Origin of the sequence: Agrobacterium sp. Ap1 (assembly GCF_017313375.1) — a bacterium.
Taxonomy (GTDB): Bacteria; Pseudomonadota; Alphaproteobacteria; order Rhizobiales; family Rhizobiaceae; genus Neorhizobium; species Neorhizobium cellulosilyticum.
In genome coordinates, this window is the sequence record NZ_JAFLMY010000006.1 from 268,455 (window position 1) to 294,493 (window position 26,039).

Sequence of the window (26,039 nt, forward strand, 5' to 3'; positions counted from 1 at the left end):
GCATGCTTTCGGGCCGGCGGCTCGATCTGCTCGATCCCTCGCCGCTCGATGTCGAGATTGCCGATATTGCCCACGGGCTTGCCCGCGTTGCCCGCTGGAACGGCCAGACGCGCGGTGACCACGCGTTTTCCGTTGCCCAGCATTGCCTTGTGGTGGAAGAAATCTTTCGCCGCTGCAACGAGGCTGCGTCTTTCGATGCACTGCAGATGACGCTTTTGCATGACGCACCTGAATATGTGATCGGCGACATGATCTCGCCGTTCAAGTCGGTGGTCGGCGGCGGTTACAAGACGGTGGAGGCGCGGCTGGAAGCGGCCGTGCATATCCGCTTCGGCCTGCCGCCGCATCCGACCAAGGAATTGAAGGCGCTGATCAAGAAGGCGGATACGGTTGCTGCCTATTTCGAAGCGACCGAGCTTGCCGGCTTTACCACAGCAGAGGCGCGCAAATTCTTCGGCCAGCCGCGCGGCATTACCCGCGAGATGCTGCCGCTTCAGCCGCTTTCGTCCGTCGAGGCGCAGGCCCTGTTCATCGCAAGGTTCGAAGCGATCGAGGCGGAACGGGCGAAGGCGGTGACCAAGTGAGCACTATCGTCGTCTGCCCGCTTGCCAGCATTGCCGAGACGGCCGTCCGCCACGGCGCGAAGGAAATGGTGAGCCTGATCGCCGAGAAGCAGGATTTTCACCGGCCGGGCGTGATCCGCGCCGAGCGGCACCTGAAGCTGGCGATGAACGATATCGGTTTTGCCGGCACCGGCGGATTGATTGCGCCGAGCGAGGCGCATGTCGCCCAGTTGATCGAATTCGTCCACGGCTGGGACCAGTCGGCGCCGCTTGTCGTGCATTGCTGGATGGGCGTTTCCCGCTCTCCGGCAGCGGCTGTCATCGCCATTCTGGCGCTTCACCCGGAAGAAGACGATGCCGCACTGGCGCAGCGCCTGCGCAAGGTCGCACCCCATGCAACACCGAATACGCGGCTGATCGAAATCGGTGACCGAATGCTTCAGCGCGACGGCCGGCTGATTGCCGCGGTGAAAGCGATAGGGCGCGGTGCGGAGACAGACGGTCGCGCTTCATTTTCGATAGAGACACAGCAGAAAACCTCGCCAAATAGTTGAATAATATGATATCTTCTTGAAATTGAAGAAAACCTTCCGCGATTGCCTTGACCTCTTAGCCCTTTGCGCCAATTACGGGCGCTAAGGAAAATGGAGTTATTTGCGGTATGGATCAGGCTTCCGATTTTGTCGTCGCGACACGAACGGCGCTTGCCCAGCTGACGGCCCTGGCCGTTCAATATTCCTTCTCCGTCATCGGCGCGCTTATCCTGCTGGTGCTCGGCTGGCTGGTGGCGGGGCTGCTCAGTCGCTGGGTCTATAACGGCCTGTCGCGCATCAGCGGCATCGACGCGACGCTGTCGCAGTTCTTCTCCAATATCGTGCGTTATGCGGCGCTGATCCTCGTCGTCGTCATGGTGCTCGGCCAGTTCGGTGTACAGACGGCATCGATCCTTGCCGCACTCGGCGCGATCGGCCTTGCCGTCGGTCTGGCGCTGCAGGGTACGCTGCAGAATATTGCTGCCGGCATCATGCTGCTGGTGCTGCGCCCCTTCCGTGTCGGTGAAACGATCGAGACGGGCGCCGTCACCGGTACCATCGTCGATGTCGGTCTGTTTGCGACCGAGTTGAAGACGGCCGAAGGGGTCTATCGGCTGGCGCCGAACTCCACTCTCTGGAACGTACCGATCACCAATTACAGCCGGCTTGCCTCCCGCCGCCACGAAATCACCATTTCGATCGGCGCGGACGAGAATGTCGATGTGACCGAGAGCAAGCTCATCAAGCTCGCGGCAGCGGACAAGCGCGTGCTGAAATCCCCGGCGCCTGCGGCCTTCATCTCCGATTTCGATGCGGGCAGCGCCAAGATCACCCTGCGCTACTGGATCGGCAGCAAGCAGTGGTGGGATGTCAGCCGCGACATGACCAAGGCCGTCAAGCTCGCCTTCGGCAAGGAGCCGGAAACCGAAGCGCCTCAATCCTCCGAGGAGGTCACGGTCTAACAGGGATCCCTATCCATCGTGTCGCCTGGCAGAGTACCGGCCGAGCGGACCTCCGCGGCCCCTTTCGGGGCGCGGGCGAGCCGGAGCCGGGCGTGGACGATGGCAAGGATGTATCGGGTCCGGTTACGAGGACCGGACCCGATACCTTTTGGATCGATCCGATCCTGATGGACCAGACTTACCGCCTGTCATTTCCGTACTGCCGTGTTGCGGACATGGCCGCCCCACTATGGTCTGTGGAAGGCCAAGTCTGCCCCTTTTTTCGCCCGGTCCTTCCTCTACATTGATTTCGCCGGACGCTGCGACACTCTTGCCCGATACAGGGCTCGCACCGGCATAGGGGGAGTAACCGTGTTCCTGATCGATATCCTGCTGGTCATCCTTGTCTTCTTTCTGGTGTCGCAGAACCGAAAGGTGTCTGCCCGTGTGGAAGGGGTAGAAAAGGAACTCGCTGCACTCAAGCAGATGATCGCCGAGGGTGGCTTCGACCCGGCAGTTGCGCCGCGACCGCTGCGCGAAGAGGCGGCCGACGCGGTTCTGGAGGAGATGCGGGCTGAAGAGCCGGACGCTGCGCAGGCCGCCCATGCGGATCAGGACGCCCCGGAGCCGATCGCCGCCGAGACCCAGGCCGAAGAGGCGATATCGGAGCCAACTCGCCCGGTGCGGGAAAAGCCGTCACGGGAAAATCTCGAAAGCTATCTTGGTGCCCGCTGGCCTGTCTGGGTCGGCGGCGTGGCGCTGGCATTCGGCGGCATCTTTCTCGTGCGTTATTCGATCGAGGCCGGCCTGCTTGGCCCCGCGGCACGGCTGACGCTGGCATCGATGTTCGGCCTGCTGCTAATGGCCGGTGGCGAGATCGTGCGGCGGAAGGCACTGCCGAAGATTTCCGAGCTTTATGCCAATGCGATGATCCCCGGCGCGCTGACGGCGGCCGGTGCGGTGACGCTGCTCGGCACGGTGTTTGCGGCTTACGCATTTTACGAATTCATCGGCTCCGGCACCGCTTTCGTGTTCTTGGCGCTGGTCTCGTTTGCGGTCATTGCGCTCTCCCTGCTGCATGGGCAGGCGCTGGCGGGTCTCGGCCTGCTCGGCTCGCTCGTCACGCCGCTGATGGTGACGACGGACGCGCCAAACGCCAATGCGCTGTTCCTGTTCCTCGGCATCACCTGGCTTGCGGTCAATGCCGCCTCGCGCATCCGCCGCTGGACCGTCGTTCCGATGCTCGCCAATATCGGCACCGGGCTTTGGGTGCTGGTCTATGCCGCGATCGGCACAGGTTTCGATCCGCTGCCGCCCACGCTTACCATGCTGGTGATGATTGCCGGCACGATCTTCCTCTGGCCGGGCCAGCAGTATGCCGCAGCCGCCGGCAGCGGCTGGGTTGCGCTTCTCAAGCGGCCGCCGCTGAAGATCACCCTGTCGCTGTCGATCGTGATCGTGCCAGCTGCGCTCGCCACCGTGGCTGGCAGCACGAGCACGGGGATAGACCCGCAATTCGCCTTCCTTGCGGTCATTGCGGCCTTGGCGGCGCTTGGTGCAGCCCGCGCCTATGCATTCTGGCCGACCGTCCTGTCCGCAGCAGGTGCCGTTCTCGGCACGCTGATCACGGCCCTTGCGCTGCTCGATTACATCGCTCCGGAGGGTGCGGACGGCACGCCGATCCCGCTTCCGCTTTCCGGCAACGAGATCGCGGTCAGCCTGCTACTCGGCGCCATCTTTACCTTTCTGGGTTTCGCTTTCCTGAGGCGCTTCCGCAACGAGGAAAGGGAATACTCGATCGTCTGGGTCTTGCTGATGGGAGCGATGCCAGTGACGCTCGGCTTCATCTCTTTCCTCAACTTCGGCAATTTCTTCCGCGACTGGACACATGGGCTTTATGGGGTGGCGATCGGTGCGACCCTCATTGCCGCTGCCGAATGGCTCTTCCGAAAGAGTGAGGACGACGGGATTGACTGGCCGGCCAATCTTGCCGTTGCCGGTTCCTTCGCAGGCCTGACGCTGGCGCTGCATGCGCTGACCAACGGCATCGTCACAACCGTTCTCGTTTCAGTGCTCGGCTTTGCCTATCTCCTTGCCATGCGGGTCCGCACATGGCCGGCGCTGCCGTGGATGATGGCGGCGGCGATCGTCATCATCTTCGGCCGGATTGCCTGGGAGCCGACGCTCATCGGCGCCAACAGTCTCGGCACGACGCCTTTCTTCAACGCGCTTCTTATCGGCTACGGCATCCCTACACTGCTGGCGGTCGTCTCCGCCTGGCTGCTACGCGACTCGGCCGATTTCCGCGTGCGCAACATCATGCAGGCGCTCGCCTCGCTTTCAGCGCTGATCACGATTGCGGTTCTCGTGCATCACGCGATGAATGGCGGAAAGCTTTCCGGCGATGTGCCGACGCTTGGCGAACAGTCGATCTACACGCTGATCACCATCGGCTTCTCGGGCATATTGATGACGCTCGACCTGAAATCGCCCTCGCCGGTCTTCCGCTTCGGCTCGATGATCGCCGGCGTAGTGGCGACGGCGAATGTGCTTTCGCTGCATGTGTTTGCGCTCAACCCGTTCTTCTCGGGCGAGGACACCGGGCCGTGGCCCTTCGTCAACCTGCTGCTGCTCGGGTATCTCCTGCCGGCTCTGGCTTACGCGTTCGTCGCCTATCTCGCCCGCGGGCGGCGGCCGGCGCCTTATGTGGCTATGCTCGCGGTTTCGGGTGCGGTGCTCGGTTTCCTCTGGGCGACGCTTTCGGTGCGGCGCTTCTGGCAGGGAACCAATATCGCCGACTGGAAGGGGTTCATTCCCGGCGAGACCTATACCTATTCGGTCGTCTGGCTGATCATCGGCGTCGGGCTGCTGGCGCTCGGCTCGAAGCTTGACGCCAAGAGCATAAGGCTTGCCTCTGCCGGACTGGTGCTGATCGCGGTGTTGAAAGTATTCCTGATCGACATGTCGAACCTCGAAGGGATATTGAGGGCGCTCTCCTTCATCGGGCTTGGTGCGGTGCTGATCGGGATCGGGCTTTTCTACCAGCGGATATTGGTGAAGAAGAGCATTGAACCCGATTCCAAGGAAAGCACTGCATGACACTCACCCTCGCCGCCGCGTTTGCCCCTTACGAAGAACTGGCACGGCAGCTTATTGCACACGCGACCGATAGCGACGACGGAAGCCACGACATCGCGCATATCCTGCGGGTGTTCCGGAATGCGATGCGCATCCATGCGACGGAAGGCGGCAATGGTGAGGTTCTGACTGCTGCCGTGCTGCTGCATGATTGCGTTTCGGTAGAGAAGAACTCGCCGCTGAGAGCGCAGGCCTCGCGGCTGGCGGCAGACAAGGCGAGCGGCATCCTGACCGGCATGGGCTGGGAGAAGGCAGCGATCGAGGCGGTCGCGCATGCGATCACGACGCACAGTTTCTCCGCCAACATTCAGCCCGAGACATTGGAGGCAAAGATCCTGCAGGATGCGGACCGGCTGGACGCGATCGGCATGGTGGGTGCGGCGCGTTGCTTCTACATTGCCGGACGGATGGGATCGGGCCTTTATGACCCCATCGATCCGCTTGCCAAAGAGCGTGCGCTGGACGACAAGAGTTTTGCCATCGACCATTTCGAGGTCAAGCTGTTCAAGCTCGCCGACGGGTTTCAGACCGAGGCCGGGCGGGCGCTGGCCGGTGAGCGGCACGAGCGGCTGAAACAGATAAGGGATATGTTCCTGGACGAAATTCAGGGCTGAGATCCGGAAACAGTATTTGAGGACGATATGATGAAGGTCGCGGAGCTGAATTTCTACCCATTGAAGAGCGGCCGCGGCATCTCGCTTAATGAAGCGGTGATCACCGCCGCCGGTATTCCCGGTGACCGGCAGATGATGGTGGTCGATCCGTCCGGACAGTTCATCACCCAGCGGGAATTGCAGGAACTGGCGCAGGTGATGGTCGAGCCACGCGATGTCGGCTACCGTTTTGCGGTCGATGGCAAGGGCGAAATCCTGGTTGCGGTTCCGCCCGCCGACCGGCGCATGGACGTCGTCGTCTGGAAATCTCCCGTCAGCGCCGCAGTCGCGGATGACGGGGCCAATGCCATTCTTTCCACCTGGCTCGGTCGCGAGGTGAAGCTTGTATTTTTCGACAAGAAAGCCGAGCGCATCGCAAGCGCCGAATGGGCGGGGCCGGATACGCCGGTCACCTTTGCCGACGGTTATCAGGTTCTGGTGACCACGACGGGTTCACTTGCAGCGCTCAACGCCGACATGGCGAAGAACGGTGAAGGCTCAGTCGGCATGGACCGGTTCCGGCCGAATATCGTGCTCGATCATGACGAAGCCTGGGCTGAAGACAACTGGGAAGGCATCGAGATTTCCGGCGTCCGGTTCGATTTCGTCAAACCCTGCGCCCGCTGCATCATGACCACGCAGGACCAGCAGACCGGTTCGCGCGAAGGGCCGAGCCCTATCCCGGCGATGGGCCGTATCCGCATGTCGGGCGACCGGCGCGTACCCGGCCCGCTATTCGGCTGGAATGCGGTGCCGCGCGGCGAAGGCACGATCAGGCTCGGCAATGCGGCAACGATTACCGGCACACGCGACGCCTGGGCGATCAAGCGGCGCGCCTGACGCCCATAGGGCGAAATTCCACGGCAGAGCGTACCGGGGACTGCAATAGGCGTCTTGACGCATGGCAGCCATGCGCAATGATATGTTGCCTGCATGGCGTGCTGACGGCCAAAAACGGCTGCATTCTCAAACATCAAGATTCGGGCCTTGCGTTGTCATCGTGCTTCCTGGGCGCTTTCTGACCGGAAAACGCTCAAGAGCATTTATTTCATGACACCACGCACCCAAGGCCTGTTTTTCGCACTGACCGCGGTTTCGATCTTCGCGGTTCAGGACGGTATTTCCAAACATCTTGGCCAAGCCTATCCACCCGTCTTTGTGGCGATGATCCGCTATTGGTTCTTCGCCGCCTTCGTGCTGGCGCTCGCGACCCGCAACCAGGGTGGCATCAAGCAAACAGCCAAGAGCAGCAGGCTGGTGCTGCAGATCATCCGCGGTGCGCTTCTGGTCTTCCAGATCGTCGTGTCGATCTATTCCTTCGCCAATGTCGGTCTTGCCCAGACGCACACGATCTTTGCGGCCGCACCGCTGGTGGTCGCCTGCCTTTCGGTGCCGTTGCTCGGCGAGACCGTCGGATGGCGGCGCTGGGCTGCCATCGGCGTCGGCTTCATCGGAATTCTTTTGATCATCGATCCGCTGCATGCAAGCTTTAGCGCCAGCATCATTGTGCCGATCACCTGTACCCTGATGTTTGCGCTCTATTCGGTTCTGACCCGCATGGTCAGCCGAACCGACACCTCCCAGACCAGCTTCTTTTACACCGGCATTGCGGGAGCCGTTGCGATCACGCTCATCGGGCCGTTCTACTGGAAGACGATCACACCCGACTACTGGTTCTGGATGCTGGCGCTCTGCGTCACCGGCATGACCGGGCACTATCTCCTGATCCGTGCCTTCGACGTGCTGGATGCCGTCGTGGTGCAGCCGATCTTCTACTGGCAGACCGTGCTCGTCTGCCTGATCGGCACGTTCATTTTCGGCGAGGTGATGAGCTGGAACATGATCGGCGGCTGCGTGATCGTCATCGGCGCCGGCCTGTTTACCATCCTGCGCGAAGCACAGCTCGGCAAGCGCCGTCCGCCCGTCCAGCCACCGGGGTCGCTGTAAAAAGGGTCAACCGGTCGAGCGGCGGTTTCAGTTGAACAGGCTGAGGATGTTTTGCGGCTGCGAGTTGGCGATCTGCAGGCTTTGCAGCGCGAGCTGCTTCTGCGTCTGAAACGCCTGCAGACGCATTGAAGCTTCTTCCATGTCTGTGTCGACAAGACGGCTCACGCCGCTCTCGACCTCGTCCATCATTTTTTGCGAGAACGCCGCCTGCATCTCGATGCGTTGCTGAACCGACCCCAGCAGGGCGCCGCTATCGATCGATTGGCTGAGCATGTATTCGACGCCTTCGAGATATTCGTCGATGGTGAAATCGTCGGTTGTGACGTCGATTTCGGAAAGATCGAAGCGCAGCGTAAAGGGCGGATCCGGCCGGAACGAGCTGATGTAGAAATCCACCGCCTTGTTGCCGTAACCCGGATAGATCGCCTGATCCGCCTGGAATGTCAGACGGTTACCGGAAACGGATACGGCAAGGCCTTCAAAGCCTGGAACGATATAGTCGACAATCGCCTTGAGATCGGCACCACTGGTGATCCGGCCGTCGGTTGTTCCAAGTGCTGTGTCAACGGCGGTCCGATCGATCACGAAAGTCTGGAGCGGCGCGTTATCGATACTCAGGTCAAATGAGATCGTCGCGTCCAGCATCACCTTGAAGCTCCAGAGAAAATTCATCGAAGAGCTGGTGATCATGTTGTCATGGTCGATACGAGGCACCGAATCGAGACCAAGCGTGCGCTCTGCCACCGTTGGCCCGAATGTGCTGGTTATGCCGCTGATATAGATGCTGGATCCAACATTCGGAGAAGTTTCCAGCGTGCGGATCTCATAATTGTATGCATCCGCGGGCGAAGTCGCCTGCGTCCCGTAGACGTCTGCGTAAGCGTTGGCTCCGACATTGGTGAAAGCCTGCTGAATGACCGTGCGCAATTGAAAGACATTGTCTATCTCGCCGTCATTCGTTCCAAGTGCCGCATCGATAACGCCCTTGTCGATCGTGATATGGAAAGGCATGCCGGCGGATTCCGGGCTGTTGTCGATAAGCAGATCGAACTGCACGGAATCGGTGCCGCTGAAGATGATCGGTCCGTCGAAATAATGGTCTTCATGCCCTTCGTGATAGAAGCTGCTGGTGGTCATTCCACCGAGCGGCATGTAATAATCCAGATCATCCTTCTGCAGGATGCCGCCGCCGAAATCGTTCAGCATGCTGGTTTTTCTCAGATCAACCTTGCTTGTGTTGATCGTCGTCGCGCCATCCGCGTTGCGGGTGAACGAATCCACGACGACATCGTCCAGCTCGCTGATATTGTTGATGTGATCGCCGCTGTAGGTCTGCAGATAATTAATGCCGCTGAAGCTGGAGGACCTGACGATGCTGTCGGCCTGCTTGCTCAGCTGCGAGATCTGGTTCTGGATCTGAGCCTTGTCGACACTGTCTTCCCTGGCGGTGACGAGTGTCGCCTTCACATCGGTCAGCACATCGATTATCGCGCCGGTGCCAGCATAGGCAGTATCCACCTTCGCTGCACCGACACCAAGCGCATCGCTTGCCGCAGAAATCGATTTGTTGTCCGATCGCATGGTGGTCGAAATCGACCAATAGGCGACGTTGTCGGAAGCCACCTTCACCCGGAGACCGGAGGAAACCTGTTCCTGGGTGTCATTCAATCCGGAAGAGACTGCCCGCAGCGTCTGAAGCGCCGACATGGCAGAAATGTTCGCTAAAATACTTGTCATGACGTACCGGATAAATCGATTGAATTATGGCGTCGTCATGAGCCGGATCGCAGAAATCGCGAGACTTGAACTTTGTCAGTTATGGTTAACAAAAAATTGCCAATTGGCAAGCCTCAAGCCTTCGTACGTAACCGTACAAACCGGCTCGGCGCGTGTCCGAGCGTTCAATTCGAGCCTGGCGCCATCAATTGCGCTGATGGATGACGTTCGCAAAACTCGTTTCACCAACGCGTGATGACAGTATATGAACATCTTCCCATTATGGAGGACACCCATGTCTCAAGCTGCGCCCGTTTCCGCTCGAGCGACGATGCCCTGGCTTATCATCTGCGCTGGCGCGCTCGTTGCGCTTCTGACATTCGGGCCACGTTCGGCCATGGGTTTCTTCCAGCTGCCGATGCTTGCCGATACAGGCTGGGACCGCACGACCTTCGGGCTTGCCATGGCGATCCAGAATCTTGCCTGGGGTCTGGGCCAGCCCGTCTTCGGGGCGATCGCTGACAAATGGGGCACTGCCCGGGTCCTGACCTTCTCGGGTCTGCTTTATGCAGCGGGTCTGGCGCTGATGTCGACAGCGCATTCGGAGAGCATTCTCTATATATCAGGCGGGGTAATGGTCGGGCTGGCGGTAGGTGCCGGCTCGTTCGGCACGATCCTCTCGGCTTTCGCCCGCAACGTGACGCCCGAACAGCGCTCGTTCGCCTTCGGCATCGGAACTGCTGCGGGGTCGGCAGGCATGTTTCTCTTTGCACCGCTGAGCCAGGCCCTCATCTCCACTTACGGATGGTCGGACAGTCTTGTCATCATGGCGGTGATGATGCTGGCAATCCCGCTGCTCGCCATTCCGCTGCGCGGCAATTCAAGCTCGGGGACACAGTCACAAGCCGCGTTCAAGCAGACTGCCGGCGAAGCGCTGAGGGAGGCGTTCGGCCACAAGGGATACCTGCTCCTGACCAGCGGCTTTTTCGTCTGCGGGTTTCAGGTGGCCTTCATCACGGCACACTTCCCGGCTTACTTGCGCGATATCGGCATCGATGCCCGTTATGCGGTGATCGCCATGGCGCTGATCGGCTTCTTCAACGTCATCGGCTCGCTGTCGGCAGGCGTAATCGGCCAGCGATATTCAAAGCCCTATTTCCTCGCCTACATCTATCTTGCGCGCTCGGTGGCGGTGACAGCCTTCCTGCTTCTGCCGCAGACGCCGCTTTCGGTGATCATCTTCGCCATCGTCATGGGGCTGTTGTGGCTTTCCACCGTGCCGCCGACGAACGGGCTGGTGGCGATCATGTTCGGCACACGGCATCTCGGCCTGCTGGGCGGGATCGTGTTCCTGTCGCACCAGATCGGTTCGTTTCTCGGCGTCTGGATGGGCGGCACTCTTTATGACCAGCTCGGCTCCTACGATACCGTGTGGTGGTTCGGCGTGGCGCTCGGCATCTTTGCCGCAATCGTTCACTGGCCGATCCAGGAAAAGTCTGTAGACCGGCCGGCAGCAATCCAGCCGGCGTAATAAGGGTCAGCCGGCCTGACGATCCACAGGGCGCGCAGAGAGCGCCTTCAAGGCTGCCTGAACGAACCCTTCACGGGCGTCGTTCGCGGTGATGCCGCGCGGCTCGTAGACATGCCGGTGAAGGAAGAACTGGGTCAGGCGGAACGCTGCCAGCATGCTGTCGCGGTCGGCTGCAGGTTTTGGCCCCTCCCCGAGAAATGCCGGCAGGGCCAGCATACGGTCGGCATAGGGTGCACCGGCCTCGCCGCAGACCGCCCGGCCGCTTTTGGGCGAGACATATTTGAGGTTCTGCCGCACACCAGTCGCCGCGCATTCGGTAAGATCGAGGCCGTAACCGAGGTCATTCAGCACTGCCAGTTCAAACCGGACGAAAAGCTCGCCCGCATCTGCGGGGTCATCCATCGTGTCGAGAATGATATCGAGCGCATCGAAGAGATGCGGATGCGGATCGCGCTCGGGCAAAAGACGCAGCAGCGCCCCCATGGCCTGCACACCGTAGACGGCGGTGGCGGTTTCCATCAGCTTTGCGGCCCTAAGCCTCAAAGGTTCGAGCTTCAGTTCACCCAGATGCTCGTCGAGCCTTGCGCGCCAGACGGCCTCGACCCGGTTTCCCGGCTGCAGGACCGGCTGCATGGAGCGAGAGCGGCCAGAACGGACAAGGCCCAGATGGCGACCGCGCTCACGCGTCATCAACTCGGCAATGACGCTGGTCTCGCCATGCCGCTTGACGCCAATAATGATCGCCTCGTCCTGCCACTGCATCGATACTTGAAGACCTTTCCGAACCGATTCAGTTCTACCTCATAAGTCGTTCAGATTGAATCTGTTTCGCGATCTGCAACAGATCTCGAAAAACTGCGATCGGGTGTCATCTCCATTGGAACAAATTGACTGTCAGCGGAATTCTCTCGCCAAACAAGAACGGGTTCAGGGAGTTCCCATGAGACATATCGTTTTCGCTGCCACCTTGGCATCTGCGGCCCTTGCCGGTTTCCTGCCGGCACAGGCGCAATCACCGCAGCTGGAGCAGGCGTGCGTGGCGGTGGCAAAGAATTTCCTGCTGGTGCCGTCGCTCAAGACCGGGATCGTGCAATCCTTCCCCGAACTCGATCCGCCCGGCGCGCGGCTGACCTATTCCACCCGCGAGGATGCCAAGCCGACAGACTATAACAACGAGATCGAGTGCCAGTTCGACAAGGCGACACCGCCCTTCGGGCTTGTGCGCTTCTGTATCTCCAAAACCTGCTATGGCCCGGGCGAGCAGGAGCCCGACAACCGCCGCCGCTTCGAGGAAGTCAAAGCGCTGATGGCGCGGCAAAAATAACGGCAAGCGCCGGCGGCACACCATCGCTTGCCGCCGGATCTACTTTTTGGGGTCCATTAACTCTCGGCCCGTCGGCCAAGCGCTCCCAGCGCCGAAGTCAAATAGCGTTCAGCCAAGGCGTGGCGGCGGCGCTTGGCAAGTTTCAGTGCCTCAATGCAATGCGAGGCCAGCCGATCCGCGTCGTTAGATTTCACACCATTTTCCTCGGCGGTCACCAAACCGGTATAGATCGACGGCATGCCTTCGCCATTGCGCAGGCAGCGCCCCTACCCCGTCACGACAATGCTCTTGCCGCTCGGATGACTGATCTTGTAGGTCTGGTGACACGGCTTGCCGGAGACGATGGTCTCGTGCAGCGCCTTGGCCACCCGGGGCATGTCGTCTTCCGCGACATGCTTGATGACCTGCTCGATCGGAGCTCCGATCTCCAGCTCGTGAGGCGGAATACCGTAGATATGGGCGAAAACACTGTCGGCGAAGACTTTGTTTTCGCTCAGATCCCAGCTGAAGAACCCGACAGCGTCCTTCAAATCCACGCTTTTGTCTCGTCCCATATATTTGCTGGTGGCCATGCGGTTCGCAATCCTTGTGGCGCTTTTTTCCATCCCTATCAGCCAACAGCCTGAATCAGACCAGTGACAAATCAGATCAAAGTTCCACAGTTGCGTCGTGTCAAGTTCACCGCGTATAGTTGTGCGTATATATAGGATATATCACGTTTGTCTGTGGACTATTTCCATGCAGATCGGGCGGATCTGAAGGAAATCAAGAGCACGGGAAACGAGAAAAATCGTTGGTCGATCAACCTTTTGGGAATTCCAGGCCCATCTCGCGGAAGCGTTCCGGGTCATCGCCCCAGTTCTCACGAACCTTGACGAACAGGAAGAGATGCACCGGCTGCTCGAGGATTTCGGATAGCTCCTTGCGGGATGCCGTCGAGATTGCCTTGATAGCCTCGCCATTCTTGCCGAGCGCGATCTTCTTCTGGCTCTCGCGCTCCACATAGATGACCTGCTCTATGCGAACCGAGCCATCCTTGCGCTCTTCCCATTTTTCCGTCTCGACGTGAGACGCATAGGGCAGTTCCTGATGAAGGCGCAGGAACAGCTTTTCGCGGGTGATCTCGGCTGCAAGCTGGCGCATGGGCAGATCGGAGATCTGGTCTTCAGGATAATACCAGGGGCCTTCCGGCAGGGTCGTTGCGAAGTAATTCATCAGATCGTCACAACCGGAACCGGTCGTCGCTGAGATCATGAAGGTGCGCTCGAAGTCGGCCTTTTCATTGGCTGCGGCGGCAAGCGCCAGCAGATCCTCGCGCTTGACCTGATCGATCTTGTTCAAAAGCAGGATCTTTGGCTGACGAACGTCCTTCAGGCCTTCGAGGATCGTTTCGGCATCGCCGCGAATGCCACGCTCGCTGTCGATCAGAAGCGCGATCAGGTCGGCATCCTTGGCGCCGCCCCAGGCGGTCGTCACCATGGCGCGGTCGAGCCTGCGGCGCGGCTTGAAGATACCGGGCGTATCCATGAAAACGATCTGGGCATTGTCGTGAATGGCGATACCGCGCACGATGGCGCGGGTCGTCTGCACCTTGTGGCTGACGATCGAGACCTTAGCGCCGACGAGCCGGTTGACCAGCGTCGACTTGCCGGCATTGGTGGCGCCGATCAGCGCGACGAAGCCGGAATGGGTCGGGCCGCCGGCAGCTTCATTTTCTTCGCCGGCAATGTTGTGGTCTTCGGTCATATCGATCCAATCAATCCTGGCTCTTCGGCCAGATGCCCTCGCGCTCGAGGAGCTTCGTTGCGGCAACCTGCTCGGCTGCCCGTTTCGACCGGTCGGTGCCGGTTTCGGGCGCAACGCCCTTTATTTCTACCGTTACCGTGAAGCGCGGATCATGATCCGGTCCCGAACGGTCGTCCACCCTGTAGGACGGGGTGGTATTGAATTTCGCATGCGCCCATTCCTGCAGCTCTGTCTTGGCATCGCGCCGCGCAGCATCGGGCTTGCTGGCACGATCCTGCCAGTAACGCAGGATAAAAGCACGGGCAACTTCCAGACCACCATCAAGATAGAGCGCAGCGATGAGGCTTTCCACCACATCGGCGCGAACATTGAGCATACGCTTGCCGGTCAGCTTCTTGACGTCGGCGCCGGTACGGATGAAACGGTGTAGTTCCAGCTCATCGGCGACGGTGGCACAGCTTTCGGCGCTGACCAGCTGGTTGAGGCGCACCGACAACTCTCCCTCTTCCGCCGAGCGGAAGGTGGTGAATAGGAGTTCGGCGACGCACAGGCCAAGCACGCGGTCGCCGAGAAACTCAAGCCGTTCGTAATTGGCATTCTTGGCGGTGCCGGTGCTGGCATGGGTCAGCGCCCGGTCAAGCCATTGCTTGTCGGCGAAGACATGACCGATCACCGTTTCCAGCTGGCCTCGCTCTTCCGCCGACAATGGTTTCATCTTCATCAGTTGACGCCCTTGAACAGACGATCCCAACGCATGTTGGACGGCCACTTCCAGATTTCGCGGAACGAGGTGTCGTTGCCGAGCGAGAAGAAGATCACGCTGGCGCGACCGACCAGGTTTTCAGCCGGAACGAAACCGACGTCGAAACGGCTGTCGAGCGAGTTGTCGCGGTTATCGCCCATGAAGAAGTAATGGCCCGCCGGAACATCGAATTCCGGCGTATTGTCACCGCGGGAATTGGGGATCTGGTCGAGCGTGTCGTAGGTCTTGCCGGTGTCGAGCGTTTCGCGGAAGACCGGAACGTTGGAGCCGGGATCGAGGCGATAATCCGAGGTGAAGCTGCCGTCAGCCTGCTTCGGAATCGCTTGACCGTTGACGTAGAGAATGCCGTCACGCATCTGGATCTTGTCACCCGGCAGGCCGATGAGGCGCTTGATGTAATCGATATCCGGCTGCTGCGGCAGACGGAAGACGATGACGTCGCCGCGCTTCGGCTCGCTGAATTCCAGAATACGGCCATCGAACAGGTCCGGCGAGAAAGGCAGCGAATATTTCGAATAGCCATAAGCGAACTTGTTGACGAAGATGTAATCGCCGACGAGCAGAGTCGGCATCATCGAGCCGGACGGGATGGTGAAGGGCTGGAACAGAACCGTACGGATGACCATGGCAAGCAGCAGGGCCTGAATGATGACCTTGATGTTTTCCCAAATGGCATTCGGTTGCTTCGTCTCGGCTTTATCGGACACGTCTAAATTCTTTCTATCTCGGGGCGAGTGGCTGAACTGTCTAAACGCTTAGCCAAGCCGCGGCAATGGTGGTGAGATTACTAAACCTTCATGCATTGTCGGAAGCATGCATTTCCGCGCCGGCATCAGGCGGATATCGGTTTCGCCTCGATGATCACGAAAGCCTGGGCGTAAGGATATTCATCGGTGATGGTGATGTGGATGACGGGCTCATGGCCGGCAGGGATCAGTTCGGCCAGTCGGTCGCCGGCACCGCCGGTGAGGACCATTGTCGGCTTTCCGCCGGGCAGGTTGACGACACCCATGTCTTTCCAGAACACGCCATTGGCAAGACCGGTGCCCAACGCCTTGGAACAGGCTTCCTTGGCGGCAAAACGCTTGGCGTAGGATTCGGCCCGGTTCTTGCGGCGCTCCGATTTTGCCCGCTCGATCTCTGTAAAACAGCGGTGGGTAAAGCGTTCGCCGAACCGCTCTATAGATTTTTCCACGCGCCTTATGTCTATGAGGTCGCTCCCCATGCCGATAATCATCAAGCTGATCCTGTACCTAAATTGCCGATCCGGTTTCGGCTGACTTGAGGTGTCTTGCCCTCTCCGTCAAGCGGCCGAGGCGACGATCGCGAAAACCGCGCACGGCAAGATAGGTCACGGCATAGAAGAAAAGCGCACAGAGCAGGCCCAGAGGCAGCGAGCCGACAAGCATCGGCTCAAGCACCGGTCCCCAGAGCTGCGAGACGTCAAGATGGGCGAACAGGGCTTCAAGATCGATATGGCGCGAGGTCGGCTCGGCGCCGAGCATGAACTGACCCACTTCCCAGGTCAGCGGCCAGATGATCGGACAGGTCAGGGGATTTGCGAATGTCGTGCCGATTGCGGCAGCGATCATGCTGCCGCCAAGAAGCCAGGCGATCGGGATGGCGAACAGGACGTGAAACCCCAGAAAAGGAGTCCATGCGCTCAGCACGCCGACCGCCACGCCAGCGGCGACGGCATGGGGAGAACCACCGATGCGCATGACCTTGAGGCGATAATAACCGAGCGTACGGCGAAACCCTCTTTTCGGAACGAACATCCCGAAAAGCCTCTGACTGAGTGAAAGAGGAGTACGACGGCGAAAGGGCATTCCAGTTAACCTGTCCAATCGATCCGGACAGGGCCGGCCGTTCTGGCTATATATGATCAAGCGATATTATAGCGGAAACCGAAAATCGTGGCGAATTTGGGGATAAAGATCCGCGCCAAGCTTCAACCAGCGCCAGGAAATCCCTAAGGGTCGCCATAAGGCTTTCACCCTATCCAGCATCTCGTGCCCCGGCTCGCTGGCCAAAGGCACGACGGCGGTCAAGATTTAGAACTGCGACCTGCGGAACATACCGCGGTCGACCTGGCGCATACGGTATTCGAGATCGATCCGATCACGCGATTCATTGAGATAGGCCATTTCGCGATCCTGGGCCGAGGGAACGCGCAGGGCGCGTGCAAACTTGCGTACTGTGTCAAACATCGTCTTATCTTTCGTTCAGTTACTTTGCTGATGCTAAAATACGACTTCCTCGGCTCTTTTACCAACGCCTGGGAAGCGGTGCAGGCTTGCTCCCAATGCATGGCAAGCGCTTTGACGGCCGTCAAATTGACCAAATAACTGGCGACAACGAGCGCGACACGGCAAAAATGTTCAAAAAACAACCGCAGGAGCCGGCAAGCCCCCGCGGTTGGACATATCGTCGCAGCCAGAGGAGCAAATGCCCCTCAGCTCATCTCAGGTCCGACGCTCAGAACTCTTCCCAACTGTCGTTCTTGAGTGCCGCGTTGCCGGAGAAGGCACCTGCCAGCTTGCGGCCCAAAGCGCGCGCCGGCGAGGCGGCGGGCGCTTCATCCACCTGCGCAGAGCGCACAGGTTTGGTCGGCAACCTTGCCGAACGTTCTGACGAGGCTCCGGAAAGCCTGAACTGAGCCAGCAGGGTATTGAGCGATGCAACGTCGCGGGCAAGGCCGTGGCTTGCCGCCGTCTGTTCCTCGACCATTGCCGCGTTCTTCTGCGTATCCTGGTCCATCTGGTTGACGGCCGTGTTAATCTGCTGGAGGCCCGAGGATTGCTCCTGCGCACTCTCGACGATGGCGGCGACGTGGCGGTTGATCTCCTGGACCTCCGCCACGATCATCTGCAGCGCCTTGCCGGTCTCGCCGACCAGATGCACGCCGTTCTGGACCTGATGGTTGGACGCGGTGATCAGCGTCTTGATCTCCTTTGCGGCATTTGCGGACCGCTGTGCCAGTTCGCGCACTTCCTGTGCGACAACCGCAAACCCCTTGCCCGCCTCACCTGCACGTGCGGCCTCGACACCAGCGTTCAGCGCCAGAAGATTGGTCTGGAAGGCGATGTCATCGATGACGCCGATGATGTTGCCGATCTCGCCGGACGACTTCTCGATCTCTTCCATTGCCTTGACAGCGCTGTGCACGACTTCACCTGACTTTTCCGCGCCCTGACGGGTACGCGTGACAAGCGAGCCTGCCTCGGTGGCGCGACGGGCTGCGTCCTTCACCGTGGTGGTGATCTCTTCCAGAGCGGCAGCCGTTTCTTCGACGGAAGCGGCCTGCTGTTCGGTGCGCTTGGCGAGATCGTCGGCCGCGGAGCGGATTTCCGCCGAACCGGCTTCAATGCTGCGGGCATTGCCTGCAACCTGCTCGAGCGCTTCCTGGAGCTTGGATGCCGAACTGTTGAAGTCGTTGCGCACTCCATCGAGTGTTTCCGTGAAAGGCTGCTCGATGCGATAGGAGACATCACCGTTGGAGAGCTGGCTCAGTGCCTCGGCGAGATTGTCGACTGCATATTTGACGTCGGCGGCTTCGCGGGCCTTCGCTGCTTCGCGTTCGATGCGTTCCTTTTCCGAGAGGCTACGATTGTCGTTAGCCTCCTGTTCGAGACGCTGACGTTCCAGCGCGTTGTCGCGGAAAACAGCGACGGCTTCGGCCATCTGGCCGATCTCGTCCCTGCGGTCGAGACCGTCGACTTCAGCTTCGGTCTCACCGGCGGCCAGGGACGCCATGCGTTCCCGCAAGCGCGCCATCGGCGTGGTGACACCCTTCTGCGCGATCAACATGGAGAAAGCGATGGCAGCGGCAATCCCGATCAACATGCTGACGATCGTGACCCGAATTGCGTCGGTAACACGCGCATTGAGCTGGTCCGAACCATTCTTGATCAGGTCCGCCATGGCAGTATTGTTGGCGCCCGACTTTGCCGAGAAGTCGATGGTGGCCTGTTCGAGCTTGACCGTCATGCTGTCGAACAGTGCCTTGTCACCGACGGCATGGGCCTTGATCATTTCCCCACCGATCTGCCGCATGGCGTCTATGGCGCTCACCAACTCGTCGATTGCGGCCTTTCGGCTGGGAACGATGGCCGGGATCTGCTCCAGACGGCCGCGGGCGCCGCTCAATTCGTTATTGAAGCGGGCAGCGAATTCCGTGAATTTGTCCGACTGTGGATCCTGGCTTACGGTACGGTTCAGCCAGTTGATAGCCGTCCACGCGCCGGCAACACCACGAGGCCCATAAACAGCCGCGGTGCTCTCGTTCTGGAGGAAATTGTAATATGTGCTGTTCGCCTCTTCGAAGCGTAGAGTGACGAAAGCCAGGCCTGCCAGCGAAATGAACGCCAGGATCGCAATCGCCATCAGAAATTTGGTCTTTATTTTTAGGTTCTTGAGCATCGGATACCTCCACAACGCGATGAACTCAGCGCATTGAGCCGGGAACCGGGCTTGGTTCTCGGAGACACTATGCGCAAGTCTATTTGCTGCAGCACCAGCCGCCGCGGGATCCCGCGCTTGGTGCAACAGTGCAGACTCCCGACGAAAGAGCCAACCAAACAGGAGCCGTCCAACCATGTGATCTGGAGGAACGACGCACATCATGCGCGCTTGAGAACAAGGGGGTATCTCGAATGTCCCGGGCAGAGCATAGAACCCGGTCCGATAATAAAATCTTACGTTGTATCGAATTTTATAAAACTCACGGCAAAATGCCGCACCGTCCGTTCAAACGCCTATCACGATACCGGTGGAAGGCGACTTCGGAGAGATTTTGCCGAAAGGAAAGGCCGCAGACGGGTTGCCTGCGGCCTTTCCTGATCTTGGGAATGATCGTCCTCAGGACGCGCCGGACTTAGAACTCTTCCCAGCTTTCGTTCTTGACGGCAGCATTGCCAGAGAAGGCGCCGGCCAGCTTGCGGCCAAGGGCGCGTGCCGGCGAGGCCGCGGGCGTTTCATTTGCCTTCACCGCACGAACGGTCGACTGGTAGGTCTGAACCGAAAGCTTGAACTGGGAAAGAAGCGCGTTCAGCGAAGCGGCGTCGCGGGCGAGACCATGGCTTGCTGCGGTCTGCTCTTCGACCATGGCAGCATTCTTCTGCGTGTCCTGGTCCATCGTGTTGACCGCGGTGTTGATCTGCTGCAGGCCTGAAGACTGTTCCTGAGCGCTTTCGACAATCGCGTTGACGTTGCGGTTGATCTCCTGGACTTCGCCGACAATCGTCTGCAGCGCCTTGCCGGTTTCGCCAACGAGATGCACACCGTTCTGGACCTGCTCATTCGACGCGTTGATCAGGGTCTTGATTTCCTTGGCGGCGTTTGCAGAACGCTGGGCCAATTCGCGAACTTCCTGAGCGACCACTGCAAAGCCCTTGCCCGCCTCACCCGCACGCGCGGCTTCAACACCGGCATTGAGTGCCAGAAGGTTGGTCTGGAAGGCAATGTCATCGATGACGCCGATGATGTTGCCGATCTCGCCGGAGGACTTTTCGATCGCTTCCATGGCCTGAACAGCCTTCTGGACGACCTCGCCGGACTTCTCTGCGCCCTGACGGGTACGGGCAACGAGGTTGCCTGCTTCAGTGGCGCGGCGAGCGGCGTCCTTCACCGTGGTGGTGATCTCTTCCAGAGCGGCTGCAGTCTCTTCGACAGAAGCGGCCTGCTGCTCGGTGCGCTTGGCAAGATCGTCGGCAGCCGACTTGATCTCGGCCGAACCGGCCTCGATGCTGCGGGCATTTTCTGCAACCTGTTCCAATGCACCCTGCAGCTTTGCAGCCGAGGCGTTGAAGTCACCGCGGACACCATCAAGCGCTGCCGTAAACGGCTTTTCGATACGGTAGGAGACGTTGCCATCGGAAAGCTGGCTCAGCGCCTGAGCGAGATTGTCGACGGCGAATTTGACGTCGGCAGCTTCGCGGGCCTTGGCGGCTTCGCGCTCGATGCGTTCCTTTTCCGACAGGCTGCGGTTGTCGTCGGCTTCCTGTTCCAGGCGGGTGCGCTCGAGAGCGTTGTGACGGAAGACTTCGACGGCTTCGGCCATCTGGCCGATTTCGTCCTTTCGGTCGAGACCATCGATTGCAGCGCGGGCATCGCCGGCGGCAAGCGACGCCATACGTTCGCGAAGGCGCGCCATCGGAGCTGTGATACCCTTCTGGGCGATCGTCAGCGCCAACACGATAGCAACGGCGATACCGATCAGCATGCCGACAATCGTGAACTTGATGGTGGATGAGACTTCAGCCGACAGCTGATCGCCGCCGTTCTTGATCAGGTCCGCCATGGCGCCGTTGCTGGCACCAAACTTCGGGGACAATTCAACAATGGCCTTGTCGAGATCACCCGAAAGAGAGGTGACCTTCGCTTCGTCGCGAGCAACATGAGCCTTCAGCAGATCATCACCGATTGCCTTGAGCTTATCTGCGCCTGCGAGCAATTCGTCCGTTGCGGCCTGGCGGCTCGGCACAAGGCCCGGAACCTGTGCCAGACGTGCACGCGCACCGGTGATTTCCTTACCGAAGCGCTCGGACAAATCCTTGAACGCAGCGGATTGCGGGTCCTGTGCAAGAGCGCGGCTGAGCCAGGTGGTGGCGGTCCACATGCCTGCGGCACCGCGCGGTACGAAGGTCGCAGCCGTGCTCTCGTTATGCAAGAAATTCGAATAGGATTCATTGGCGGCGCTGAAACGCTGGGTCACAAATAACAGACCGGCAAGCGAAATGACGCCAAGGATGGCGATCGCCATCAAAAACTTGGTCTTGATTTTTAAGTTCTTGAGCATGGGGGGACCTTCTCAGGAAGACTGAAAACACGCATTCGGGGGAGGAGAAAAATGCAGGAACCGTTTTGACGGCGCGCATCATGCGCGTGAAGGATCGACTAAGGCGATCTCTGTGTCCTTGTCGCACCCTAAGGCGAATTTCATAAAAAAATCTTACATTTGCTGCACTGCATTATAGTTTTTGACAAAGGCGGGAAAACTGCCCTTCCTCTCCGATCATCGGCCTTCATGCCTCCTTAATCATGGGGGGAGAATGCATCAGATTTATATTGCAGCGCACAATGTTACGAAGTTAACAGGGCACCAAGGCGATGATTGCCGCCTCCCGCAGAACGGGCAGATTGATATGAAATCAACGACTATTATCGAAGGAATTTTCCCGTGGATCTTAGCCGCCGCAACCTCATGACATTCGGTGCCGTCGCAGCCGCAACTGCCGTGACCACCAAGATCGCCTCCGCACAGGCGATCAGCTTCACCCCCTCGCCGATCTATCCCGATCCGGCCATTCAGGTTCTCGACCCAAGCTTTGCGAAATACCGTGTTGCCAGCGCTTCGCTGGAACAGGTTGCCACCGGCGCTCGCTGGCTGGAAGGTCCGGTCTATTTCGGTGACGGCAAGTATCTGCTGGTCAGCGATATTCCGAACAACCGCGTCATGAAGTTCGACGAAACGAACGAGACATGGAGCGTGTTCGACGCCAATTCGAACTATGCCAACGGCCATTGCCGCGACCTGCAGGGCCGCCTGATTGCCTGCGAACATCTGACCCGCCGCGTCACCCGCACGGAGCATGACGGCTCGATCACGGTTCTTGCCGACACCTACAAGGGCAAGAAGCTGAATTCGCCGAACGACATCGTCTGCAAGTCGGACGGCTCGCTGTGGTTCACCGATCCGCCATTCGGCATCGGCGGCATGTGGGAAGGCGAAAAGGCAGACCCAGAACTGCCGCATTCCGTCTACCGCATTTCAGCCGAAGGTGAGTTGTCGCTGATCACCGACGAACTGAAGGGCCCGAACGGGATCGCCTTTTCCGAAGACGAGAAGAAGCTTTATATCGTCGAAGGCCGCGCGCAGCCCTACCGTATCGTCTGGGCTTACGACGTCTCGAAGGACGGCAAGACAGTTTCCAACAAGAAGGCGCTGATCACCGCTGACGACAATGGCGGTCTCGACGGCTTCAAGGTCGATGTCGACGGCAACCTTTGGTGCGGCTGGGGCTCGTCCGGTGCTGCCGGCGCAAAGCCGGAAGAGCTGAACGGCGTCAAGGTGTTCAACAAGGAAGGCAAGGCGATCGGCTTCATCAAGCTGCCAGAGCGCTGCCCGAACCTTGTTTTCGGCGGCAAGAAGAAGAACCGCCTCTACATGGCGTCGAGCCACTCGGTCTACGCGCTTTATGTCGAGACCCGCGGCGCCGTCTGATCGCTCTCACCAGCATCATTGAATTGAGAAGCGGGCCGGAGCAATCCGGCCCGCTTCCGTTTCACCGGATAGCAAATGTCAGCGGAAGCCGTTTTCGGGGTGACAAGCCGGAATTGCGCCAATAGGAAACATTCTCACATTCTGCAGATCATGTATTTTCAGATGATCGACGCCTTTCCCCAGCGGACTTAGGGCGCAGATGAATAAGTCCCCAGGCATTTCAACAGATCGAGGGGAGAACGGTGTGTGCCCCTGATAACCATGGCTTGTTGTGAGCCATCGGACGCCACCAGTGAAGAGGAGGTAGTTGGAGCGGATACCAGACCCGAAACAGGATGAAACCTGATCGGTCCGAGACGCCAACCAAGTGATCTCGATATAGCGATCCGATGTGCGAGCCGCCAATGCGGCCGATCCTGCGGTTTCAAGCTGATATTTCAAACGAGGACAATTTGATGAACACCGGAAACATGATCCGGTCGCTGGCTGTTGCGGCCTGCGTCCTGACGCTTTCTGCCTGTGACGAAAGCAAGACCAGCAATAAAGAACAGAACCAGCCATCCGCCGAGCAGGCCGAAGTGCTGAAATACAACGCCTATGTCGAAGTGGCGAACTCGTTCCAACGCTCCTATGCCAAGGAACTGGCGACCTTCCAGAGCTATGTCCAGCCCGTGCTCGACGGCAAGGACAAGAATGACAACCTGTTCTACTCGACCAACAATCTGGACAGGCTGAAGAACGCCCTTGCCAAGGCCCGTGAGATGAAGCCCGACATGGCCGAGCTCGACGGTTCGGCCGATGCCTATCGCGACGCAGCCGAGAAGGCCGAACCGCTCGATCGGGACATGGGCAATTATATCTCCGCCAAGACCTATCTGAGCGACAAGGGCGCGCATGGTCGCGAGATCCGGCAGGCCTTCATCGCCGCGATGGAAACGCTTGCCGCCGCGCAGGGCAATTTCATCAGCGCCATCGACGCCAAGGACCGCGCCCGGATCAAGACCGAGTTCGAAAGTGCGCAGAAGGATACCCGCGACTATTTCCGCATCGGCATGATCTACCACATCAAGGAAAGCATGGACGCCGCCGACGGCTTTCTGCAGGGCAAGGGGCTGGGCGACAGGAAGGATGCGCTGAAGACCTCGCTCGATCAGTTCAACACGATGGCGACAGGTTATGACGCCAAGGTGCGCGAGAAGAACCATGCCGGATGCTCGTCGATGATGCTCAACGTCAACGCCTATCTTTCCACCGGCCGCCAGATCATCCTGCGGACCGAGAACGGCCGCTATCAGGAAGACAAGAAAGCACAGTTCCAGATGATGTCGGCGGAACGGCAGGACGCAACGCAGTTGCTGCAGGACTATAACAACGTCATCAACGCGATCAATTTCAACAAGTGCTGAGGTGACGCGGCGTCAGGTGAGCCGCATCTCCCCGTTTGTGAAAAAAACATGGCGGGCCGGAGAAATCCGGCCCGTTCGCGTTCATGACGGGGCATTCGCAGGCATAGCGCAGATGCCAAGAATAGCCGTGATATGTTTGAGACATGGACGGTCTACCGTAGAATCGTCACATTGAGCGGTTCCAAGCTTTGCAGCTTGACGATCGCAAGCTGCCAGACCTATGCAAACATGACCTTCAGCCTGCCTTCAGAAATCCCTTTTACCCTTTAAATCCTTTCCCCAACCTTCGGAGCTGCCATGAGCGTGAGTTGGACTGATGCCGCCATTCTTGGACTTGTCCAGGGATTGACCGAATTCCTGCCGGTTTCCTCCAGTGCGCATTTGCGCATTCTCGGCGAATTCCTGCCCTCTGGCACCGATCCTGGCGCGGCATTCACGGCCATCACCCAGCTCGGCACCGAGACTGCGGTTCTCGTCTATTTCTGGAAAGACATCGTCAATATCGCCACCGCCTGGCTACGTCAGGTGTTCAGGATCGGCGATTACGACAGGGACGCGGCCCGCATGGGCTGGCTCATCATCATCGGCTCGCTGCCGATCATCATCCTGGGGCTTGGCTTCAAGGACCAGATCGAACACGGCTTGCGCAACATGTATATCACCGCCGTGATGCTGATCGCCTTCGGTCTTATCCTGGGCTGGGCTGACCGCATCGGCAAGAAGAAATATGCGCTTAGGCAGCTGATCTGGCGCGACGGCATTATCTTCGGTTTTGCCCAGGCGATGGCGCTGATCCCCGGCGTCTCCCGCTCCGGCGGAACGATCACTGCCGGCCTTCTCCTTGGCTACACGCGCGAGGCGGCAGCGCGTTATTCCTTCCTGCTCGCTGTTCCTGCCGTATTCGGCTCGGGCTTCTACCAGCTCCTGAAGACGATGGGGGAAGACACGGCGGTCGCGGCCGGTCCGACCGCGCTTGCAACGCTGATCGCCTTCGTCGTCGGTTACGGCGTCATCGTCTGGTTCCTGAAACTCGTATCGACCAAGAGCTACATGCCGTTTGTCTGGTATCGCGTGGTGATCGGCGTGGCGCTGCTTGGCTTGCTCGGCTTCGGCTATGTCAGCCCGATCTGAGCTTGGAGATTCGGCCGTCGAACAGAAGAGCGGTTCCGATCAAACGAAAAACAAAACCCGCCGACGCTGTCGGCGGGTTTTGTTTTAGGTGACGCTTAACGGAGAGGTTAGCCCCGGCCGACCCAATTACTTGCCGAAACGGGAGGTGCCGGATGGGCTTGCAGAGACTTGCGCAAGGCGCAGAGAGCGAAGTTTCTGCGTCTTCTTTTCCCTCTCGGCGACCTCGGAATCGAGAATGTCGCGGACGATGGAATTGGTCGTTTTCGCCTTTGCATCGGCTGAAAGCTTCGTCGGTTTGAAGAAACGGTCTTTCGTCACAGTCATGTCAGTCCTCCTGCGTTTCAGGTCAAAAGCGCACTAAAACAATCTGAAAACCATGCCTCCGGCGACGGGTGCCGCGGGGAACCGATATCGAACCGGCAA

At 59.3% G+C, this 26,039-nt stretch carries 25 protein-coding genes and 1 pseudogene; 13 read left to right on the forward strand and 13 right to left on the reverse strand.

Features of this window, described 5'->3' with window-relative positions; all coding sequences use genetic code 11:
* Nucleotides 1-2 precede the first annotated feature (2 nt).
* The 7 genes from JZX87_RS14915 (at nucleotide 3) to JZX87_RS14945 (ending at nucleotide 7,775) form a co-directional block, all read left to right on the forward strand.
* Nucleotides 3-584 carry a YfbR-like 5'-deoxynucleotidase gene (locus JZX87_RS14915; protein WP_206826582.1) on the forward strand — a complete coding sequence of 194 codons (582 nt, stop codon included), beginning with the start codon at nucleotides 3-5 and terminating at the stop codon, nucleotides 582-584.
* Nucleotides 581-1,117 carry a tyrosine phosphatase family protein gene (locus tag JZX87_RS14920; protein WP_206826463.1) on the forward strand — a complete coding sequence of 179 codons (537 nt, stop codon included), beginning with the start codon at nucleotides 581-583 and terminating at the stop codon, nucleotides 1,115-1,117. Before JZX87_RS14915 ends, JZX87_RS14920 begins: the two co-directional genes overlap by 4 nt.
* Nucleotides 1,118-1,224: 107 nt before the next feature.
* On the forward strand, nucleotides 1,225-2,058 hold the full coding sequence (locus JZX87_RS14925) for a mechanosensitive ion channel family protein (protein ID WP_206826465.1): 834 nt from the start codon (nucleotides 1,225-1,227) through the stop codon (nucleotides 2,056-2,058).
* A gap of 357 nt (nucleotides 2,059-2,415) precedes the next feature.
* Nucleotides 2,416-5,136: a DUF2339 domain-containing protein gene (locus JZX87_RS14930; protein ID WP_210349059.1), complete on the forward strand. Its 2,721-nt coding sequence runs from the start codon at nucleotides 2,416-2,418 to the stop codon at nucleotides 5,134-5,136.
* Nucleotides 5,133-5,789: an HD domain-containing protein gene (locus tag JZX87_RS14935; protein WP_206826467.1), complete on the forward strand. Its 657-nt coding sequence runs from the start codon at nucleotides 5,133-5,135 to the stop codon at nucleotides 5,787-5,789. Before JZX87_RS14930 ends, JZX87_RS14935 begins: the two co-directional genes overlap by 4 nt.
* Nucleotides 5,790-5,819: 30 nt before the next feature.
* Nucleotides 5,820-6,668 (forward strand): MOSC domain-containing protein, encoded by an 849-nt coding sequence (locus tag JZX87_RS14940; protein ID WP_206826469.1) that lies wholly within the window; start codon nucleotides 5,820-5,822, stop codon nucleotides 6,666-6,668.
* 210 nt (nucleotides 6,669-6,878) lie between these two features.
* A complete protein-coding gene (locus JZX87_RS14945) occupies nucleotides 6,879-7,775 on the forward strand; it encodes a DMT family transporter (RefSeq protein ID WP_148145458.1) in 897 nt (298 codons plus the stop codon).
* 27 nt (nucleotides 7,776-7,802) lie between these two features.
* Here the strand turns inward: JZX87_RS14945 and JZX87_RS14950 are convergent, their stop codons facing one another.
* Nucleotides 7,803-9,482, reverse strand: coding sequence for a flagellin N-terminal helical domain-containing protein (locus JZX87_RS14950; RefSeq protein ID WP_206826471.1), 1,680 nt, complete (start codon nucleotides 9,480-9,482; stop codon nucleotides 7,803-7,805).
* Here JZX87_RS14950 and JZX87_RS14955 point away from each other — a divergent pair.
* Together JZX87_RS14955 and JZX87_RS14960 are read left to right on the forward strand one after the other, a co-directional pair.
* Complete coding sequence (locus tag JZX87_RS14955) at nucleotides 9,481-9,747, forward strand: hypothetical protein (RefSeq protein ID WP_206826473.1); 267 nt, start codon at nucleotides 9,481-9,483, stop codon at nucleotides 9,745-9,747. The genes JZX87_RS14950 and JZX87_RS14955 overlap by 2 nt on opposite strands.
* Nucleotides 9,748-9,786: 39 nt before the next feature.
* Entirely contained in the window at nucleotides 9,787-11,022 is a 1,236-nt protein-coding gene (locus JZX87_RS14960; protein ID WP_206826475.1) for an MFS transporter, read from the forward strand.
* Nucleotides 11,023-11,028: 6 nt separating this feature from the next.
* Here the strand turns inward: JZX87_RS14960 and recO are convergent, their stop codons facing one another.
* Entirely contained in the window at nucleotides 11,029-11,784 is a 756-nt protein-coding gene (gene recO, locus JZX87_RS14965) for a DNA repair protein RecO (protein ID WP_206826477.1), read from the reverse strand.
* Nucleotides 11,785-11,962: 178 nt separating this feature from the next.
* On the opposite strand from recO, the gene JZX87_RS14970 reads away from it, so the two are divergent.
* Nucleotides 11,963-12,346: a hypothetical protein gene (locus JZX87_RS14970; protein WP_206826479.1), complete on the forward strand. Its 384-nt coding sequence runs from the start codon at nucleotides 11,963-11,965 to the stop codon at nucleotides 12,344-12,346.
* A gap of 56 nt (nucleotides 12,347-12,402) precedes the next feature.
* On the opposite strand, the gene JZX87_RS14975 is transcribed toward JZX87_RS14970, so the two are convergent.
* The 10 genes and pseudogenes from JZX87_RS14975 to JZX87_RS15020 all read right to left on the reverse strand — a co-directional run.
* Nucleotides 12,403-12,585: a hypothetical protein gene (locus tag JZX87_RS14975; protein ID WP_206826481.1), complete on the reverse strand. Its 183-nt coding sequence runs from the start codon at nucleotides 12,583-12,585 to the stop codon at nucleotides 12,403-12,405.
* Nucleotides 12,586-12,612: 27 nt separating this feature from the next.
* Complete coding sequence (locus JZX87_RS14980) at nucleotides 12,613-12,918, reverse strand: PAS domain-containing protein (RefSeq protein ID WP_206826483.1); 306 nt, start codon at nucleotides 12,916-12,918, stop codon at nucleotides 12,613-12,615.
* 229 nt (nucleotides 12,919-13,147) lie between these two features.
* On the reverse strand, nucleotides 13,148-14,092 hold the full coding sequence (era, locus tag JZX87_RS14985) for a GTPase Era (RefSeq protein ID WP_148145463.1): 945 nt from the start codon (nucleotides 14,090-14,092) through the stop codon (nucleotides 13,148-13,150).
* Between the two features lie 10 nt (nucleotides 14,093-14,102).
* Nucleotides 14,103-14,813 (reverse strand): ribonuclease III, encoded by a 711-nt coding sequence (gene rnc / locus JZX87_RS14990; protein WP_183685013.1) that lies wholly within the window; start codon nucleotides 14,811-14,813, stop codon nucleotides 14,103-14,105.
* A complete protein-coding gene (gene lepB, locus JZX87_RS14995) occupies nucleotides 14,813-15,562 on the reverse strand; it encodes a signal peptidase I (RefSeq protein WP_183827463.1) in 750 nt (249 codons plus the stop codon). The genes rnc and lepB overlap by 1 nt, the downstream gene beginning before the upstream one ends.
* Nucleotides 15,563-15,687: 125 nt before the next feature.
* Complete coding sequence (acpS, locus tag JZX87_RS15000) at nucleotides 15,688-16,092, reverse strand: holo-ACP synthase (protein WP_206826485.1); 405 nt, start codon at nucleotides 16,090-16,092, stop codon at nucleotides 15,688-15,690.
* 16 nt (nucleotides 16,093-16,108) lie between these two features.
* Nucleotides 16,109-16,633, reverse strand: coding sequence for a DUF2062 domain-containing protein (locus tag JZX87_RS15005; protein WP_183685012.1), 525 nt, complete (start codon nucleotides 16,631-16,633; stop codon nucleotides 16,109-16,111).
* Between the two features lie 276 nt (nucleotides 16,634-16,909).
* Nucleotides 16,910-17,065 carry a DUF3563 family protein gene (locus JZX87_RS15010; RefSeq protein ID WP_206826487.1) on the reverse strand — a complete coding sequence of 52 codons (156 nt, stop codon included), beginning with the start codon at nucleotides 17,063-17,065 and terminating at the stop codon, nucleotides 16,910-16,912.
* Between the two features lie 268 nt (nucleotides 17,066-17,333).
* Nucleotides 17,334-19,277: a methyl-accepting chemotaxis protein gene (locus JZX87_RS15015; RefSeq protein ID WP_206826489.1), complete on the reverse strand. Its 1,944-nt coding sequence runs from the start codon at nucleotides 19,275-19,277 to the stop codon at nucleotides 17,334-17,336.
* Nucleotides 19,278-19,731: 454 nt separating this feature from the next.
* Nucleotides 19,732-20,988: pseudogene (locus JZX87_RS15020) on the reverse strand (methyl-accepting chemotaxis protein); the annotation flags it as partial.
* A gap of 1,047 nt (nucleotides 20,989-22,035) precedes the next feature.
* Between JZX87_RS15020 and JZX87_RS15025 the strand changes: the two are divergent.
* From JZX87_RS15025 to JZX87_RS15035, 3 genes are all read left to right on the forward strand, one after another.
* Nucleotides 22,036-23,079, forward strand: a complete 1,044-nt coding sequence (locus JZX87_RS15025; RefSeq protein ID WP_206826493.1) for an SMP-30/gluconolactonase/LRE family protein — start codon at nucleotides 22,036-22,038, stop codon at nucleotides 23,077-23,079.
* A gap of 455 nt (nucleotides 23,080-23,534) precedes the next feature.
* The gene (locus JZX87_RS15030) at nucleotides 23,535-24,485 is read left to right on the forward strand and encodes a DUF3829 domain-containing protein (RefSeq protein WP_206826495.1); all 951 of its coding nucleotides are present in this window, start codon (nucleotides 23,535-23,537) and stop codon (nucleotides 24,483-24,485) included.
* Nucleotides 24,486-24,782: 297 nt separating this feature from the next.
* Entirely contained in the window at nucleotides 24,783-25,616 is an 834-nt protein-coding gene (locus tag JZX87_RS15035) for an undecaprenyl-diphosphate phosphatase (protein ID WP_183822486.1), read from the forward strand.
* A gap of 126 nt (nucleotides 25,617-25,742) precedes the next feature.
* On the opposite strand, the gene JZX87_RS15040 is transcribed toward JZX87_RS15035, so the two are convergent.
* Nucleotides 25,743-25,940 carry a hypothetical protein gene (locus tag JZX87_RS15040; RefSeq protein ID WP_206826497.1) on the reverse strand — a complete coding sequence of 66 codons (198 nt, stop codon included), beginning with the start codon at nucleotides 25,938-25,940 and terminating at the stop codon, nucleotides 25,743-25,745.
* Between the last annotated feature and the right edge of the window lie 99 nt (nucleotides 25,941-26,039).

Excerpts from the sequence above, each read along its gene's own strand:
- JZX87_RS14915 (WP_206826582.1), top strand. The coding sequence starts at position 3 with ATGCTTTCGGGCCGGCGGCTCGATCTGCTCGATCCCTCGCCGCTCGAT.
- JZX87_RS14925 (WP_206826465.1), top strand. The coding sequence starts at position 1,225 with ATGGATCAGGCTTCCGATTTTGTCGTCGCGACACGAACGGCGCTTGCC.
- JZX87_RS14935 (WP_206826467.1), top strand. The coding sequence starts at position 5,133 with ATGACACTCACCCTCGCCGCCGCGTTTGCCCCTTACGAAGAACTGGCA.
- JZX87_RS14940 (WP_206826469.1), top strand. The coding sequence starts at position 5,820 with ATGAAGGTCGCGGAGCTGAATTTCTACCCATTGAAGAGCGGCCGCGGC.
- JZX87_RS14945 (WP_148145458.1), top strand. The coding sequence starts at position 6,879 with ATGACACCACGCACCCAAGGCCTGTTTTTCGCACTGACCGCGGTTTCG.
- JZX87_RS14955 (WP_206826473.1), top strand. The coding sequence starts at position 9,481 with ATGGCAGAAATGTTCGCTAAAATACTTGTCATGACGTACCGGATAAAT.
- JZX87_RS14950 (WP_206826471.1), bottom strand. The coding sequence starts at position 9,482 with ATGTCGGCGCTTCAGACGCTGCGGGCAGTCTCTTCCGGATTGAATGAC.
- JZX87_RS14960 (WP_206826475.1), top strand. The coding sequence starts at position 9,787 with ATGTCTCAAGCTGCGCCCGTTTCCGCTCGAGCGACGATGCCCTGGCTT.
- recO (WP_206826477.1), bottom strand. The coding sequence starts at position 11,784 with ATGCAGTGGCAGGACGAGGCGATCATTATTGGCGTCAAGCGGCATGGC.
- JZX87_RS14970 (WP_206826479.1), top strand. The coding sequence starts at position 11,963 with ATGAGACATATCGTTTTCGCTGCCACCTTGGCATCTGCGGCCCTTGCC.
- JZX87_RS14975 (WP_206826481.1), bottom strand. The coding sequence starts at position 12,585 with ATGCCGTCGATCTATACCGGTTTGGTGACCGCCGAGGAAAATGGTGTG.
- JZX87_RS14980 (WP_206826483.1), bottom strand. The coding sequence starts at position 12,918 with ATGGCCACCAGCAAATATATGGGACGAGACAAAAGCGTGGATTTGAAG.
- era (WP_148145463.1), bottom strand. The coding sequence starts at position 14,092 with ATGACCGAAGACCACAACATTGCCGGCGAAGAAAATGAAGCTGCCGGC.
- rnc (WP_183685013.1), bottom strand. The coding sequence starts at position 14,813 with ATGAAGATGAAACCATTGTCGGCGGAAGAGCGAGGCCAGCTGGAAACG.
- acpS (WP_206826485.1), bottom strand. The coding sequence starts at position 16,092 with ATGATTATCGGCATGGGGAGCGACCTCATAGACATAAGGCGCGTGGAA.
- JZX87_RS15005 (WP_183685012.1), bottom strand. The coding sequence starts at position 16,633 with ATGTTCGTTCCGAAAAGAGGGTTTCGCCGTACGCTCGGTTATTATCGC.
- JZX87_RS15010 (WP_206826487.1), bottom strand. The coding sequence starts at position 17,065 with ATGTTTGACACAGTACGCAAGTTTGCACGCGCCCTGCGCGTTCCCTCG.
- JZX87_RS15015 (WP_206826489.1), bottom strand. The coding sequence starts at position 19,277 with ATGCTCAAGAACCTAAAAATAAAGACCAAATTTCTGATGGCGATTGCG.
- JZX87_RS15030 (WP_206826495.1), top strand. The coding sequence starts at position 23,535 with ATGAACACCGGAAACATGATCCGGTCGCTGGCTGTTGCGGCCTGCGTC.
- JZX87_RS15035 (WP_183822486.1), top strand. The coding sequence starts at position 24,783 with ATGAGCGTGAGTTGGACTGATGCCGCCATTCTTGGACTTGTCCAGGGA.
- JZX87_RS15040 (WP_206826497.1), bottom strand. The coding sequence starts at position 25,940 with ATGACTGTGACGAAAGACCGTTTCTTCAAACCGACGAAGCTTTCAGCC.